Origin of the sequence: Sorangium sp. So ce124, from assembly GCF_051525235.1 — a bacterium.
Taxonomy (GTDB): domain Bacteria; phylum Myxococcota_A; class Polyangia; order Polyangiales; family Polyangiaceae; genus Sorangium; species Sorangium atrum.
This window is the reverse complement of record NZ_CP150312.1, coordinates 8271095-8286419: the sequence shown is the minus strand read 5'-3', so window position 1 is coordinate 8286419 and position 15325 is coordinate 8271095. Positions and strand designations below refer to the sequence as shown.

The following is a 15325-nucleotide window of genomic DNA, read 5'->3' as shown; positions in this document are numbered from 1 at the left end:
GATTCACCTCCTCCGGCGCCGGGATGCCCGCGCCCCCAGCGCGCTTTGCACCGCGCGCGCCATGCCGCCGGCGTCACACGCCGGTGGGGTAGGTCTCCGGCGGCTCCCTCTCTGCCCGCGGCGCGAGGTGCAGGGGCCGGACGGCCTGTGACTCGTCCACGAAGAGGAGCGCGTCGTAGCGGCGCGGCAGCACCGTCGGCACGTAGTTCCCGTGCCAGTCGTACCCGGGGTGGTAGACGACGCCGACGGCGCGGTGGCCGCGCCAGGCCAGCGACTCCTGCGGCAGCCGCCCCGGCTCGAAGATCAGCAGCTGATCCCGGCCGCCCGTCTCGTGCAGCAGGTCCTCCCAGCTCTCGGGCCGCCCGACCGGCAAGCGCATCACCTCCATCGGCGCGTCCCACTCCCGGGCGGCGATCACCGTGCCGCGGTGGGTGCCGAAGGCGACGAGCGCGACGCGCTCCTCTCCGTGGCGCTCGCGGGCGAGCTGGCCGAGGTTCACCTCGCCCCGCTCCGCCATGTCGGTGAAGCGCGCGTCGCCGATGTGCGTGTTGTGCGCCCAGACGATCGCGCGCCCGCGCGGGCCGTGCTGCTCGAGCAGCCGATCGAGCGTCTCGGCCATGTGCCGATCGCGGACGTTCCAGGACTCCGCGTCGCTGCGCACCATCGCCCGGTAGTAGGCCTCGGCGTTCTTGACCACGAGCGCGTTCTGCTCGGCGACGAAGTGCCCGTCGCGCCCGTCGGCGCCGAACGCCGGCGCTCTCCTGCGCACCTCGGCGAGCAGCCTGACGGCCTCCGCCTGGCACGACTCCGGCACGAGCACCGTCGCCCGGGCGTACTCCTGGGCATCGTCGGCATACGGCTCGAAGCAGCGCAGCGCGCGCCGCGCGGCCGGCAGCGCGTCGGGGGCGGCCCCCTCCAGGTAGCGCATGACCTCGCGGAGCGAGTCCCAGAGGCTGTAGACGTCGAGCCCGTAGAAGCCGACCCGCTGCTCCTCGGGGCGACCCTCGTTGTGCCTGCGCAGCCACTCGATCAGGTCGGCGACCTCCTCGTTGGCCCACATCCAGGTCGGCCAGCGATCGAAGGCGCGCAGCACCGCGCGGGCGCTGCTCCCCGCGTCCGCGTACCCCTTCACATACCGGTTGACGCGGTAGCAATCGGGCCAGTCGCCCTCGACGGCGATGAAGGAGGCGCCCGCCTCGACGATCAGCCGCCTGGAGAGCTCTGCGCGCCACGTGTAGAACTCGCGCGTCCCGTGCGTCGCCTCGCCGAGGAGCGTGCAGCGCGCGTCGCCGATGCGCTCGATCAAGGGGTCGAGATCGGCCGTGGAGCGCAGCGGCCGGGCCAGCGCGCGGAGCCCGGCCAAGAGGTCGGGCGTCGCGCGCGTCCCCGGCTCGATGAGGCGTCGCAGTCGCGCCATGATGGGATCCTCTGGGGCACCGCGGCGGAACGGCAAGCTCGCGCCGGGTAAGGGCGAGCGTGCAGGCCGCCCGGCGGCGGAAGAAGGGCCACCCGGTGCCGCCGAGCCCGTGCCTCCGCGGGCACATCGCCGCCGGAGTCAGGTCCGTCCTTCGATCACGAGCAGACGATCAGACTCTACGTGAACGCGACGCGACGCGACGAAACAAGTCTTGCCCAAAAAGTGTCGCGTCCTCGGATGTCCCGCAGGTGCGAGCTTTTGTGATGTGTTCCCGGAGACGAACCGGATGGATGACATCGACTACAAACTTGTTGAACATTTGCATCTTGACCAAACGCTGCCTGCTCCGGTCGTACGATTCCCGGCGATAAGCGTGATCGAACCGCCCTCCGCCGGGAATGTGCACTCGAAACATGGAGGCCTTCATGTCTGTCCGTTCTCGTGCCTCGCGCAAGTTAACCGCCCTCGCGATTCCCGTCCTCGCCCTCTTGAACTTCCCTGGCTGCGCTTCAGAAGTAGGATCCGGAGGTGCCGGGGGAGATGCTTCGGGCACAGGCGGCGGGACGCCGAGCGGGAGCGGGGGAGTCACCACGGGTGGAGGCTCCGCGACCAGCGGTGCTTCCGCGACCAGCGGAGCCGCCAGCACGGGCGGCGGAGCTCCGACGGGCGGAGCCGGCACGGGCGGCTCCCCGACCGGCGGGGCCAGCGCGACCAGCGGGACTGGCGGGGCCAGCGCGACCAGCGGGACCGGCGGCGGCGCCTTCACGTGTACCCTGCCCACGTTGCCTGAGCCGAGCGGTCTGACCGAGGTAAACGAGAAACTCCCGGATCCGTTTACGTTCTTCAACGGAACGAAGGTCACCACCAAGGAGCAGTGGGAGTGCCGCCGCAAGGAAATCCTGGCAATGGCAGCCAAGTACCTCTACGGTCCAGTTCCCGCCGAGCCGGATGAGGTGACCGGAACCGTATCCGGAGGTAACGTTTCAATCACCGCCAAGGTGGGTGGAAAAACAGAGAGCTTCTCGGCGAGTATCAGTGGATCCGGTAGTGTGATCGCCCTCAAGTTGTCCGGTGGAATCTTCCCGTCAGGCAGTAAAACGCTGTCGTTTGGAAGCGGCTTTGAAGGCAAGATTAGAAATCTCTTCGGCTTGTCCGAGGTCAACACCAACATCGCCAACGGGTGGATGATTGACCGGGTGATGGACGTGTTGGAGCAGAACCCGGGCAGCGGGCACGATCCCACGAAGGTGATGGTGTCGGGGTGCTCCGGATGTGGAAAAGGTGCTTACCTGGCGGGTGTCTTCAGTCGTGCACCGGTGGTCGTCATCGTGGAGTCGGGCGGTGGTGGTGTAGCCAACCTGCGTCAGGCAGAGTGGTTCAGGCACGGTGAAGGTGGTTCTGTTTGGCAGTGCTCAGACGCCAAGCCTCAGAGCATCGACAACCTCGAAGACAGCGGCATCTGCGGACCCTGGGTGACCAGTGCAGCCCGTTGGCTCCGGAGCGACCCCTCGAAGGTGTACAACCTCCCCTTCGATACGCATATGCTCCTGGCGACCATCGCTCCACGGTATCTGGTGCACTTCACGAATGCCAATGGCAAGAACTCATGGTGTCACCTGGGTGGAACCTGTGAGGCGCTCTCCGCATGGGCAGCAAAACCGGTATGGAAAGCGCTCGGTGTCCCGGAGCGCATGGGTTTTCAGATGTACAGCGCAAACCACTGCGGCGCATCGGCCTCTCAAACCGCCCTTGCAGGCGAAATGTTCAAGCGAGCGTTCGAAGGCAATACCAGCGCAAACACGGACGTGCTGAACATCATGGACAATGGCGTTCAGCAGCCGGTCAGCGAATGGAAAGACATGTGGATTGACTGGGATATGGATACCGTGCTGCAGTAGTGATGCCCTTGGGGGGCATGAAAGCCGTTCTGGCCTTGCCCCCCATTCGGCGTGGTTCCCGGGCGTCGGTGATTCGCCGGCCAGGCCCGGCTCGCTCGCCGGCGACGAGCACGAGCACGAGCAGACGACCAGTCGCTGCGAGATCGCGAGGGGAGAAGCCTGCTCGAAAAATGTCGCCTCATCGGATGCCCCCCCAAGCGCCACTTGGTGCGAGGCGTTCCCAGAGCCGATCAGGATGGATTACATCGGCTGCATGTATAATGGATATTTGCGGCTGGGTTGAAGGCTGCCCACTCCAGCGATGCGATTCCCAGCGGTAAGCGTGATCGAACCGTCGTCCGCTGGGAATGGGCGTCCCATGATGTCGTTCCGACCAAACTTCTCCCAGCTTCTCCCCCTGACCGCCCTCCTCCCCCTGTTCGTCGCGTGCGGCCCCAGCGATGGTGGCGTCACAGTTGATGAGGATGACACCACCACCACCAGCTCCGGCGGCCAGACCAGCGGCTCCTCGTCGGCTGGCAACACGTCGTCCGTGTCCGGCACCGGCGGCGGTAGCACCAGCGGCGTGACCTCGGGAACGGGCGGTCCGTCGACGAGCGTTTCGGGGGCCGGTGGGTCGGACCCGACGGGCGCCGGCGGCGCGGATCCGACGGGCGCCGGCGGCTCGAACCCGACGGGCGGCGGGGACACGACGCTGGTCGGGGTCGAGACCCCCGGCGAGGACTGTGCTGTGCCGAACATGCCCTCCTTCGGCGAGCTGAAGGCGTACGACAAGCTGCACGATCCCTTCACCATGATGGATGGTACGAAGGTGACGACACGCGCGCAGTGGGTGTGCCGGCATCGTGAGATCTCCGAGCTGGTCCAGCACTGGGAGACCGGCCCGAAGGAGGTGAAGAAGGCCACCGTCAAGGGCAGCTTCGCCGGCGGCAAGCTGACGATCAACGTGAGCGGCGGCGCCCAGGATGTCTCCTTCTCCGTGAGCATCTCCCTGCCCAGCACCGGTTCACCTCCCTACCCTGCGCTGATCGGGCTCAGCAACGGCTCGCTCGACAACAACCATCTGAAGCAGATGGGCGTCGCGATCATCAACTACGATCACAACGGTGTGCAGCCGGAGAGCGACCGGAGCGGCGGCATCTTCTCCAGGTTCCATGGGAACGCGGAGAGCGGCGCCCTGATCGCCTGGGCCTGGGGCGCGAGCCGCATCATCGATGCCCTCGAGTCCACGCCCGACGCGCAGATCGATCCGAAGCGGCTCGCCATCACGGGCTGCTCCCGCAACGGCAAGGGCGCGCTGATGGTCGGCGCGATGGATTCGCGCTTCGCGCTGACGATCCCGCAGGAGTCTGGCTCGGGCGGCGTGGCGGCGTGGCGCGTCTCGGAGGTCGATAACAAGGGCCAGACCGGCAGCGCCGGCGTCCAGAACCTCACGAGGACTTACGGCGAGCAGAAGTGGTTCAGCAAGACGATCGAGCAGTTCGGCAGCGCGGTGACCAAGCTCCCGCTCGACCACCACCAGCTGGTCAGCATGGTGGCGCCTCGCGGCCTCCTGATCCTCGGGAACCTCAACTACGAGTGGCTGAGCACGAACAACGCAGACCAGGCCGGCGGAGCCGCCAGGCTGGTCTACGAGGCCCTCGGCGTGAAGCAGAACATCGGGTACGTCGACAGCGGGCACAACCACTGCGGCACGGACTACAAGAACGGCGAGCAGGCCGCGATCGACGCCTTCGTCAAGAAGTTCCTGCTCAACGACGCCAGCGCGAACACCGACGTCTGGAAGCCGAAGAACGAGCTCGACAAGGCGAAGTGGGTGGAGTGGACGGCCCCGACGATCCCGTGACGGAACGTCGTGGCTGAGTGAAGGGCCCCGAGCACCGAAGGTGAGGGGCCCGTCCGGCGGCCCGGTCAGCGGACCGATAGGAACGAGCGGAGACGAAGCTCGTTCACTCCCAGCCGGAGCTGGTGGCCGCGCCCAGGAACGCGCTCACGCCGTAGACCTGGCCGCCGCGCATCTTGAACATGTGCATGTCGGTGTTCCCCATGAACATGGTGAACCCGACCCCGATTCCCCTCTCGACGTCGGCGAAGATGAGGCGAGGGGGCAGCGCGGGTGACCCCGAGCCCGGCTGGCCAGGATCGCAGCTCGCGCCGGCGCTGCACGTGAACGACCCGCCGCCGTTCTCGATGCGCTTGCAGTTGCTGACCGTGTTGCAGACGCCGCGCGGGAACATCCAGAAGTACTTCTCCATCCAGCCCTCGAGCTCGTCCCGCGAGTTGCGCTCGCTCTCCGGAACGGGCTCCTCCCACTTGACGGTATCCCCGCTCGCGATGATGGCGCCGGTGTTCGAGGCAAAATTTTGCCCGGAGACCTTGTAGTCCCCCGGCCGCACGGCGATGGTCTCGATCTCGGTGATCTCCTGGCCCTGGAGCTTGAGTCGAAGGGCGAGCGGGATGTCCATGCTGCCGTCCGGCACCACGGCCTGGCTCGCGGAGCTACAGGTCTCGGTGTCGAGCGCGCTGTGAGCATATTTGAGCGCCCCGGCGGTCTTCCAGAGCCCTTCTTGGCCGAGCGTCAGAGCTTTGCCATTTTCCGTGAATTTTACGCTGTCGGCGAGGGGCAATGTCGACGGATCGTGCGCCGCGAGCGCTTCGAAATAAGCGTCGATCGTGCTCTTCAGGAGCTCGCGCGTGCAAGCCGTGGAACTCCCGCCTCCGCCTGTCCCGGTGGTCGCGCTGCCGCCCCCGCCTCCAGCGGACAATCCTCCCCCACCGGTCCCGCTGGCCGACGACTCACCGGCTCCGCCGCTGCCCGTCGTGCCGACGCCCTCACCGGTTGACGTTGTGCCCATTCCGCTGCTGCTGCTGCTGCCGCTCGTTTCAGCCGGCGCCGGCGTGTTATCGCCGTCTCCGCCGCAGGCGAAGAGCGCAAGCAGCGGCAGGCAGCCAAGGAGGGAGCGACGCGCAGAGAGCCTGAATCTCATGCCGTGGTCAGCCATGTCCTCGGCTACATCTCCCGCGCCGGCACGTCAAGGTTATCTTGATCATATTGCCCCCGCGCGTCTTTCGAATGCTCATCCAGGAGAAAGAAAAAATATCGTCACAGCGTGCCCGTCATCGCGGCGGGCCGTGGGTGAAATGGTGCTCTCGATGGCCACCGAGGGCTCGACGCTCGCCGGCATGGCGGCGTCGAGCGTCCGCGGGCCGCGCCCCTCCGCCAACGTGAGCAGGCGGGCAGGATCCTCCCAGCGGTACGTCGCAACTCAAACGCTAGTTCTCGAACGGTCCCGGAATGTTCGGACCGGGCGCAAGCAGCTGGCTGCCGTCCATCAGCCACACCGCCATCAGGTTCTGCGCGGCATTGTTCCACAGCACGTCCGCCGTGCCATCGAAGTTGAAATCAGCAGCGCCTTGCGCGGGCACCCACCCATGGCCGCTGGGTCCGGGGATGTTCGGCCCCGGCGCGAGCAGCTGGCTGCCGTCCATCAGCCACACGGCCATCAGGTTCTGTCCGGCGTTATGCCACAGCACGTCCGCCATACCGTCGACGTTGAAGTCGAACGCCGTGATGGTGACCCACCCGTCTCCGCTGGGTCCGGGGATGTTCGGCCCCGGCGCGAGCAGCTGCGTGCCGTTCATCAGCCATACCGCCATCAGGTTCCGTCTGGGATTGTTCCATAGCACGTCCGCCATACCGTCGACGTTGAAGTCGGCCGTGGAAGAGGCGATCCATCCGTCTCCGATCGGTCCGGGTATGGCCGGCCCCGGCGCAAGGAGCTGGCTGCCGTTCATCAGCCACACGGTCATCAGATTCTGGCGGGGATTGTTCAAGACCACGTCATTCATTCCGTCAGAGTTGAAGTCGGCAGCGCTCGTTACAGCCACCCACCCGTCTCCGATCGGTCCGGGGATGACCGGCCCCGGCGCAAGGAGCTGGCCGCCGTTCATCAGCCATATGGCAATCAGGTTCCGTGGGCTGTTGTACCAGAACACGTCCGCCATGTGGTCCTCGTTGAAATCACCAGCCGAAATCGCCGTCCACCCATCACCTATCGGTCCGGGGATGACCGGCCCCGGCGCAAGGAGCTGGCTGCCGTTCATCAGCCACACGGCCATCAGGTTCTGGCGGGTGCGCTGCCAGAGCACGTCCACCATGCCGTCGTTATTGAAGTCGGCTGGGTAGATGGTCTTCCACCCGTTGCCGTCCGACCGCGGCGACGCCACGCCGGGCGATGGGCTCTGGCCTTCGAGGTGCGGACCACTTGCTTCGCGCCCGGTGCCAAACGCGCAGGCCCACGTGGCGCATAGTACAGGGATTGTACTCATGAGATTGGCCACCATGACGAGTCGCATGCCCCGCCTTCCTTTTGCGTTCGTGCACTGGCTCCAAGCGGTCCATATTTGCCAGAATAGCCAACGCGCAAAGATGACGCTGTCGCTCCTGTGCGCGCTGTGCGTCGCGGTGGCCACGCGATCATCTCTCACCAGCGACCACTCGTGCCGAGCGGTGTGCTACATCGATATCAGCAAATATGGTGCAACGCGGCCGGCAACGCCACCCGAGCCCTCGTTGCGGTGTGCGAGCAACGTGGTGAAGAGCCACCCGTTTGAGGTCATCACGACGACCTCGTGATCCTCCTCCGCTTCGGCGGCAACCCCCGGAGGCACCCAGTGATGCCGGGGCCTGGGATGGCATGCGGGACGGCGCCGTCGCGCGCCGGGGCCCGCGACGGCGGCCGCGGGTCAGTGCCGCCGCTTGTTCTGGACGCGCGACTGCGGCAGTCCGGCGCGGCTCTTCTGGAGGTAGCAGATCTCGACGAGCGTCGGCCACAGCTCGAGCGAGCCCTTGAACTGGCTGATCACGTCGTCGACGATGCGGACGAGGTTCTGCTGGAAGAAATCGTGTTCGAACCCATAAAATGTCTTCTCGAGGGTCACGGCGAACCGGCGCAGGGCGTCGGCGCGCTCGTGATTCACCGTCGTCGCTGCCGCGCCCTGCACCCGCGCATGGAGCGCGGTGATTCGCCCGAGGATGCGGTCGCAGTCCTCCGCGGTCACCTCGCCGCCGTAGTCGAAGCTGATGCTGAGGTCCTCGACCTTCGAGAGGGTCGACTTGATCTTCAGCTTGAGGAGGTTCGACACCTCCTCGTTGAACACCTCCGCGGCGAGCGGGCTCCGCATGTAGTTGCTCTTGATGTGCGTCTGGGCGGCGTCGACGTGGGCGGCGGCCACGCCTTGCTGCTGGATCCAGAGCCGGTAGATGTAGTCCTCGAACCTGAGCCGCGTCGGGAAGAACGGCGGGAGACCGAAGCTGTTGTCATAGCCGGCCACCCCGCAGTCGATGCGCCAGTTCTTGTTGGTGACCGCGGGGCGGAAGTTGACGAGGACGTAGACGTCGTTCAGCTCATCGAGCTCCACCTGCCCCTCGTCGTCGAGGAACATCTCCACGTAATCGATGGCGTCGATGTCGTTCGTCCCGGACCGGAACGTCTGCGCGACCTTGACCACCGCGTCGTCGGGCACCTCGCCCGAGTCGAGCAGCAGCGAGTTCTCGCGGACGAGGCCCTGCGTGGCGTTGGTCTCGAGGTCCATGGCGCTGTCGCGGAGCAGCTCGCCGCGCGCGTGGTTGGCCGGGACGTCCGCGACGCGCCTGCCCAGCACGTCGAGGAACGCGGCCAGGATGTCGAACGACTTGCGGGTGAAGCCGTCGCCGCTCGCCTTCAGGAGCTTGCCACGGCAGACCTCGTCCCGCTCGAGCGACTCCGGGCTGTGCTCGACCAGCGCGTAAGGGCGCATGTCGTCGTCGGCGCTCAGCATGCGGGTTCCCAGCGTGTACATCAGGGTGTAGTTGCGGTTCCCGCCGTAGCTCGGCCTAAACAAATTCCTGACGAGCGGCTCGAGCTTGCGGTCGCGGAGCCGCTGGTTGATGTATGCGATGAACGCCTCCTTCTCGCGCGGACCGACGTAGTAGAGGTCGTTGTAGGTCGCCGTCGCCTCGAGCAGCGCGTAGTATTTCTGCTGGTTGTGGACGTTCGAGTCGTCGAAGACGACCATCGGGATCGCATGTCCGTTGCGCCAGAAGTGCTCGTCGTAGAGGTGGATGGTCTCGCCCACGTCGCGCAACCGGTACGTGGGGATGACGAAGAGTGGTGGCCTGTTCTGCATGACAGCCCCAAAGCTAGGGCCGCCGGCTTCAGGAAAACGTCAAGAGTCGTTCGGGCGGCGTCAAGAAGTCGTCAAGCAGAGGGCGCTCGCGGGCTCGGCGACGAGCTCGGGGAGGCCAGACGCGCGAGGGCGTGCGAGCGCCGGTGTCCTCGCGGCGGCCGGGACGCCTGGCGGCGTCATCGATGCGGTCTTTACGCGGGGCAATTGCGTCCTGAGGAGATCTTGACGCGGCGAGGGTTACGTTGTCGCCATCGCCGGCTGGCGGACATCCACGGAGCGCAGCATGAAATCGCCGATAGCCTTTCTCTCCACGCCCTTCAGGGTGCATGCTAAAAAAGACGACCCGTCGACCTCGGGAGATGAACCCCGGACCGACGCGGACCTCGCCGCCGTCTTCGGGCTCGCGTGGCTCGCCTGCGCGCTGACGACGATCTGGATGGTCACGCGGGGCGACACGAGCGGGGACGGGAGCGCGCTGCCCGCGCTCGTCGTGCTCCTCATCCCGTACCTGCTCCGAGACTGGGGTCACAAGCCAGCCCGGAGGCTCACTCCTGGGGCTTGACGTCCTCGAAGCGTTTGGATTTCCTTCTCTCTCATGCGTGGTATGAATTCAGCCGCCGGAACTTCCGGCCAAGGCGCGATAGCCCGGGGGGCGGTCCGTTTGTGGTTCGGCCGGCTGACGCTGATGGCCGCGGTATCATCGTTCGTCGCGTGCGGTTCAGGCGATGGGCACAGCGCCAGCGCGGGCGACACGGCCACGGGGGGCTCGGGCGGCCCGACGAGCAGGGCCTCCAGCGGCTCGTCGGGAGGTCTGAGCGGAGGTAGCGGTGGCGGCGGGGCGGGGGAGGGCGGCTCGGGCGGGGACACGGACCCTGGCGCGACGTCGGGGGCTTCCGCTGGGGGCGCTGGGGATTCCGGAGAAGGCGGCGCCGGAGATCGCGAGAGCGGCCCGGAGGCGCTCGAAGGCAGCGCCTATGAAGGCGGTCTGCTCATCGCGTCGGACGCGGACGCCCTCGCAGCGCGTGCTTACTCTGTCATCAATGGCAGCTCTGCGTGTAACGAGCGTCGATCCGTGGCAGCGCCGAGGATGTGAGCCATCGTCATGAGGCAGGTGCGCGAGTTCTTTCGATCCGTGTGGTCCGAGCCACGAGCACCGCACCCCCCTCGACGCGCCCGGATGGACTGGGTGCTCCTGGCCGTGTTCGCCGCGCTCGGGTCTCTCGAGGTCGCGACCCGGCGCGACCTGCCGTGGCGGAGCGCTTCGCTCGTCCTCTGCCTCGGGCTCCTGCCGACGCTGCTCTGGCGGAGGACCAGGCCGCTGGAGATGGTCGTGATCGCGTTCGGCCTCCTCATGGCGATACAGCTCGCCGTGATGGTGACCGGCAGCGCGTCGCCGGGGCTGTACGCGATGGTCTACATGGTGCTGCTGCCCTACTCGTTGTTCCGGTGGGGGACGGGGCGTGAAGCGATGATCGGGCTGCCGATCATGGTGACCTCGGCGGCGCTCGACATGATCCGTTCTCATGCCAGGACGGGCGACGTCATCGGGGGCTACGCGGTCCTGCTCTCCACGATGGCGCTCGGCGCGGCGGTGCGCTATCGGGATCGCGTGCGTCTGCGAGAGCTCGATGAAGCCAAGCTGGCCGAGCGAGAGCGTATCGCCCGCGACCTGCACGACACCGTGGCCCACCATGTCTCGGCGATCGCGATCCGCGCGCAGGCTGGCCTGGTCGCCGCGTCGGCTCGCCCCGAGGCTCCCGTCGACGCGCTCCGCGTGATCGCGGACGAGGCATCTCGCGCCCTCGGCGAGATGCGCACGATGGTCCGGCTCCTGCGTCGCGGCGAGTCGGCCGAGCTCGCGCCGAGCCCGCGGGTCGCCGACCTCGGACAGCTCGCGGACCCGTCCGCCACGGGGGCTTCCGTCGAGGTGAAGTTGACCGGGAGCTTCGATGACCTGCCATCGTCGGTCTCCGCCGCGATCTTTCGCCTCGCGCAGGAGTCGATCACCAACGCTCGCCGGCATGCTCGCCACGCGACCCGGATTGACGTGGAGGTCACGGCCGACGACACATCGGTACGTTTGCGGGTCACCGACGACGGCCAGGGGGCCCACGGCGGCCATTCGACGTCGACGGGATACGGGCTGGTCGGCATGATCGAACGAGCGACGCTGCTCGGGGGTACGTGCCATGCGGGCCCGGGCCCAGAGCGCGGCTGGACGGTGACGGCCGTACTGCCTCGGAAAGGACAACCCAGTTGAGCATTCGCGTCATCGTCGCCGACGATCAGGAGATCGTCCGCACCGGGCTCAGCATCATCCTCGACGCCCAGCCCGACATCGAGGTCGTGGGCGTGGCCGACAACGGAAACAAGGCGGTCGAGCTGGCGCTCGCTCTCCGTCCCGACGTGTGCCTGTTCGACATTCGCATGCCCGGGATCGACGGCATCGAGGCGACCCGACGGCTCGCCGGCCCGGCGGTCGATCCTCCCCTGGCGGTCGTGGTGATCACCACCTTCGATCATGACGAGTACGTGGTTGGCGCCCTCAAGGCCGGCGCCCGCGGCTTCCTGCTGAAAGACGCCGGTCCCGACCTGCTCGCGCAGGCCATCCGCGCCGCCGCGAGCGGCGACGCCTTGATCGCTCCACGCGTCACCGCCCGCCTCCTCTCCACGTTCGCCGCCTCTCGGCCTCAGCTGCCGCGAGCGCAGCCCGGGGAGGCCCTCACCGCCCGCGAGGAGGAGGTCCTCCTCACCGTGGCCCGCGGTCGAACCAACGCCGAGATCGCCGACGAGCTCCACATCAGCCTGAGCACCGTCAAGGCGCACATCGCCAGCCTCATGACCAAGCTCGGCGCGCGCAACCGGGTCGAGATCGCCATCTGGGCCTACGAGACGGGTCGCGTCCGGGACTGACCCGTCGGCCCGGGGCGAGGTGGCGGTGCACCTGGCCGAAAGTACGATTGCCCCATCGGGCAATCGGCCGACTCGGATCCGACATTTGCGCCAATTGCGACGCAACCATGGCCGTCCCTAGCTTGGCGGCATGACGAACGAGAGCACCACGTCCCCCTCGGCGAAGCGAGACTGGCTCGTACCCGCGCTTCTGCTCGGCCTCAGCGCGGTCCCTGTAGTGGCCGGCGCCTTCCGCCTGGCCGAGCTGAGCGTCGGCGCCAAGGTCACCCCGGACAACGCCCGCTTCTTCGCTGCGCCCGTGCCCATCGTGCTGCATATTTTTAGTGTGACCGTATTCTCGGTCCTGGGTGCGTTCCAGTTCTCCTCGGGCTTTCGCCGCCGGAAGCCTCGCTGGCATCGCATGACGGGGTGGGCCGTCGCCCCGTCGGGGCTCGTCGCTGCCGCTTCGGGTCTGTGGATGCAGGCTTCCTACGAGCTCCCCAGGGGGGACGGCGACGCTCTCGCCGTCCTCCGGGTGCTGTTCGGCTCTGCCATGTTCGCGTCGCTCGTGCTCGGCCTCGTCGCCATCTGGCGGCGCGACTTCGTCGGTCACGGCGCCTGGATGCTGCGAGGCTATGCGATCGGTCTGGGCGCGGGGACTCAGGTGCTGACCCACGTACCGTGGGTGTTGCTCGTCGGCGTGCCGGGCGAGGGCGTCAGAGCGCTCCTGATGGGCGCCGGCTGGGTGATCAACGTCGCCGTCGCGGAGCGGATCATCCGCAGGAGAGCGACATCTCCTCGGAAAGAAAAACAGCCGGGCGCGCAGCTGCGTCGCCCGGCCGTCGTTCCCGCGATCGCTCGACTTATCGGATCCAGCGATTGACGATGTTTTCGTACAGCTCTTGCTGACCGCTCGTGAGCTTGACCTCGCCGCCGGCGTTGCCGATCTCGGCCAGCTGCTCTAGCGTCAGCTTGCCCTGCTCGAACTCGGCGCCCTTGCCGCCGTCGAAGGACGCGTAACGCGCCTTGCGCATCGCCTCGAGCGGCGACTTGCGGATCAGGTCATCGGCGATGAGGAGCGAGCGAGCGAACACATCCATGCCTCCGATGTGCCCGTGGAAGGTGTCGACGAGATCGCTCGAGTTGCGGCGGCGCTTGGCGTCGAAGTTGACGCCGCCGCCCTGGAACCCACCGCTGCGGAGCAGGATGAGCATCATCTCGACCGTCTCGTTGATGTTGTAGGGGAACTGATCGGTGTCCCACGCGTTCTGGTAGTCGCCGCGGTTGGCGTCGATGCTGCCGAGCATGCCGTTGTCCGCGGCCACCTGCATCTCGTGGTCCATGGTGTGGCCGGCGAGCGTCGCGTGGTTCGTCTCGAGGTTGAGCTTGAAGTCCTTGTCCAGGCCGTGCTGGCGCAGGAACCCGATCACGGTCTCGGCGTCGAAGTCGTACTGGTGCTTGGAGGGCTCCATCGGCTTGGGCTCGATGAAGAAGACCCCCTTGAAGCCGCGCGCGCGCGCGTAGTCGCGAGCGATGGTCAAGAAGCGGGCGAAGTGCGCCTTCTCGCGCTTCATGTCCGTGTTCAGCAGGCTCATGTAGCCTTCGCGGCCGCCCCAGAACACGTAGTTCTCGCCGTTCAACGCGATGGTGGCGTCGAGGGCGTCCTTGAGCTGGGCGCCGGCGTAGGCCAGCACGGAGAAATCCGGGTTCGTGGAGGCGCCGTTCATGTAACGCGGGTTGGAGAACAGGTTCGCCGTGCCCCACAGCAGCTTGACGCCCGACTGCGCCTGCTTCTGCTTGGCGTACTCGACGATGCTCTGGAGGCGACGCGACGTCTCGGCGCGGTTCTCGCCCTCTTCGACGAGGTCGATGTCGTGGAAACAGTAGTGCGTCGCGCCCAGCTTGGTGATGAACTCGAAGTTCGCGTCCATCTTCATGCGAGCGCGGGCCAGCGCGTCCTTGCCCTCATCCCAGGGGAAGTTGATCGTCCCCGGGCCGAACGGATCGTGCCCACGCCCGCAGAACGTGTGCCAGTAACACACGGCAAACTTGAAGTGATCCTTCATGGCCTTGCCGGCAACGACGCGGTTGGCGTCGTACCACTTGAAGGCGAGGGGGTTGTCGGACTCGGGCCCCTCGTAGGGGATCTTGCCAACACCCGGGAAGTACTCTCTGTCTCCAGTGACAACGGTCATAAACGGATCTCCAGCTCGTGGTTTGCGTGTGCCTTAGTTCAGAGGGCGCTTTCGACAACGGTGTCCGCGGCAAGCCCCAGGGCTCTGGTCTGCGGGCCAGGGTGGAGGCGGCGTCTCCACGCCCAGGTTGGGCTTCCAGGCATGTTGCGGTTGTTGTGGCTCCAGCGCTCCTCAAGTCAGGTGAACCACCGGCGCGCATCAATTGCGCGCGTGGCGGAATCGGCGGGCTAGCAATAACATGGTGCCGGGTCGGAGGCTAGGGCGGGCCTCCGGCGCCGGGGCCTCGCACCGTCGACTCTGGCTAGCTGTGCCGCGTCAACCTCCCCCGCGCGGACGAGCCGCTGGACCTTACCGAGGTTGCCTGCGTTTCCCTCGCTGGATCCGTCGAGGCGCTCAGGCTGCCGCCCTCTGCGACGCCGGCCGTGTTGGGGGAGCCGGTCCGCGGTGGTGGTCTCTTACAGCCACATGGCATTAAAGCGCCTGGCGGCGGAACTCGACGTGGGCGGCGCCTGGGCAGGGCCAAGCGCTGCGCGACGTCGCCTCGCGAGGCAAGAACTCACCCGCATCTTTTGCCGTCAGCCGTGCTCGCTCGGTCGGTCGGGTCACGTACCAGGTCAACGTGTGCGTGTCAACGCTCGCCAGGACCCGCGTGACGAGGGGGCGGAAGGGCGCAGAGGAGGCGTTGCCGAGCCGCCCGGCCCCCGGTGAGGTGGCGCGTCGCGCGGGGGTGGGTGAGCGGATGTCCTCCATCGATG

Annotated in this window: 11 protein-coding genes; 6 read left to right on the top strand and 5 right to left on the bottom strand. The window is 67.0% G+C overall.

Annotation, left to right across the window (positions count from 1 at the left end):
* Window positions 1-73 precede the first annotated feature (73 nt).
* Window positions 74-1417, bottom strand: a complete 1344-nt coding sequence (locus WMF19_RS30965) for an erythromycin esterase family protein (RefSeq protein ID WP_437893677.1) — start codon at window positions 1415-1417, stop codon at window positions 74-76.
* A gap of 782 nt (window positions 1418-2199) precedes the next feature.
* Here WMF19_RS30965 and WMF19_RS30960 point away from each other — a divergent pair.
* Both WMF19_RS30960 and WMF19_RS30955 read left to right on the top strand, forming a co-directional pair.
* Window positions 2200-3315 carry a glucuronyl esterase domain-containing protein gene (locus WMF19_RS30960; RefSeq protein ID WP_272094353.1) on the top strand — a complete coding sequence of 372 codons (1116 nt, stop codon included), beginning with the start codon at window positions 2200-2202 and terminating at the stop codon, window positions 3313-3315.
* Window positions 3316-3673: 358 nt separating this feature from the next.
* Window positions 3674-5161, top strand: a complete 1488-nt coding sequence (locus WMF19_RS30955; protein WP_437893676.1) for a glucuronyl esterase domain-containing protein — start codon at window positions 3674-3676, stop codon at window positions 5159-5161.
* Window positions 5162-5264: 103 nt separating this feature from the next.
* Here the strand turns inward: WMF19_RS30955 and WMF19_RS30950 are convergent, their stop codons facing one another.
* The 3 genes from WMF19_RS30950 to WMF19_RS30940 all read right to left on the bottom strand — a co-directional run bounded on the left by WMF19_RS30950 (window position 5265) and on the right by WMF19_RS30940 (window position 9483).
* Complete coding sequence (locus WMF19_RS30950; protein ID WP_437893675.1) at window positions 5265-6170, bottom strand: hypothetical protein; 906 nt, start codon at window positions 6168-6170, stop codon at window positions 5265-5267.
* Window positions 6171-6588: 418 nt separating this feature from the next.
* Window positions 6589-7671: an FG-GAP repeat domain-containing protein gene (locus WMF19_RS30945; protein WP_437893674.1), complete on the bottom strand. Its 1083-nt coding sequence runs from the start codon at window positions 7669-7671 to the stop codon at window positions 6589-6591.
* Between the two features lie 390 nt (window positions 7672-8061).
* Window positions 8062-9483 carry a hypothetical protein gene (locus WMF19_RS30940; protein ID WP_437893673.1) on the bottom strand — a complete coding sequence of 474 codons (1422 nt, stop codon included), beginning with the start codon at window positions 9481-9483 and terminating at the stop codon, window positions 8062-8064.
* Window positions 9484-9766: 283 nt separating this feature from the next.
* On the opposite strand from WMF19_RS30940, the gene WMF19_RS30935 reads away from it, so the two are divergent.
* The 4 genes from WMF19_RS30935 to WMF19_RS30920 all read left to right on the top strand — a co-directional run bounded on the left by WMF19_RS30935 (window position 9767) and on the right by WMF19_RS30920 (window position 13258).
* Window positions 9767-10045, top strand: a complete 279-nt coding sequence (locus tag WMF19_RS30935) for a hypothetical protein (protein ID WP_437323440.1) — start codon at window positions 9767-9769, stop codon at window positions 10043-10045.
* Window positions 10046-10585: 540 nt separating this feature from the next.
* Window positions 10586-11743: a sensor histidine kinase gene (locus tag WMF19_RS30930; protein ID WP_437893672.1), complete on the top strand. Its 1158-nt coding sequence runs from the start codon at window positions 10586-10588 to the stop codon at window positions 11741-11743.
* Window positions 11740-12396, top strand: coding sequence for a response regulator (locus WMF19_RS30925; RefSeq protein WP_437893671.1), 657 nt, complete (start codon window positions 11740-11742; stop codon window positions 12394-12396). The genes WMF19_RS30930 and WMF19_RS30925 overlap by 4 nt, the downstream gene beginning before the upstream one ends.
* A 130-nt stretch (window positions 12397-12526) precedes the next feature.
* Window positions 12527-13258 (top strand): DUF2306 domain-containing protein, encoded by a 732-nt coding sequence (locus tag WMF19_RS30920; protein ID WP_437893670.1) that lies wholly within the window; start codon window positions 12527-12529, stop codon window positions 13256-13258.
* On the opposite strand, the gene xylA is transcribed toward WMF19_RS30920, so the two are convergent.
* Window positions 13239-14570 carry a xylose isomerase gene (gene xylA / locus WMF19_RS30915; protein WP_437893669.1) on the bottom strand — a complete coding sequence of 444 codons (1332 nt, stop codon included), beginning with the start codon at window positions 14568-14570 and terminating at the stop codon, window positions 13239-13241. The two genes, WMF19_RS30920 and xylA, sit on opposite strands and share 20 nt — an antisense overlap.
* Between the last annotated feature and the right edge of the window lie 755 nt (window positions 14571-15325).

Coding starts and splice junctions, on each gene's coding strand:
- xylA (WP_437893669.1), bottom strand. CDS start 14,570: ATGACCGTTGTCACTGGAGACAGAGAGTACTTCCCGGGTGTTGGCAAG.
- WMF19_RS30945 (WP_437893674.1), bottom strand. CDS start 7,671: ATGCGACTCGTCATGGTGGCCAATCTCATGAGTACAATCCCTGTACTA.
- WMF19_RS30965 (WP_437893677.1), bottom strand. CDS start 1,417: ATGGCGCGACTGCGACGCCTCATCGAGCCGGGGACGCGCGCGACGCCC.
- WMF19_RS30935 (WP_437323440.1), top strand. CDS start 9,767: ATGAAATCGCCGATAGCCTTTCTCTCCACGCCCTTCAGGGTGCATGCT.
- WMF19_RS30930 (WP_437893672.1), top strand. CDS start 10,586: ATGAGGCAGGTGCGCGAGTTCTTTCGATCCGTGTGGTCCGAGCCACGA.
- WMF19_RS30940 (WP_437893673.1), bottom strand. CDS start 9,483: ATGCAGAACAGGCCACCACTCTTCGTCATCCCCACGTACCGGTTGCGC.
- WMF19_RS30955 (WP_437893676.1), top strand. CDS start 3,674: ATGATGTCGTTCCGACCAAACTTCTCCCAGCTTCTCCCCCTGACCGCC.
- WMF19_RS30920 (WP_437893670.1), top strand. CDS start 12,527: ATGACGAACGAGAGCACCACGTCCCCCTCGGCGAAGCGAGACTGGCTC.
- WMF19_RS30950 (WP_437893675.1), bottom strand. CDS start 6,170: ATGGGCACAACGTCAACCGGTGAGGGCGTCGGCACGACGGGCAGCGGC.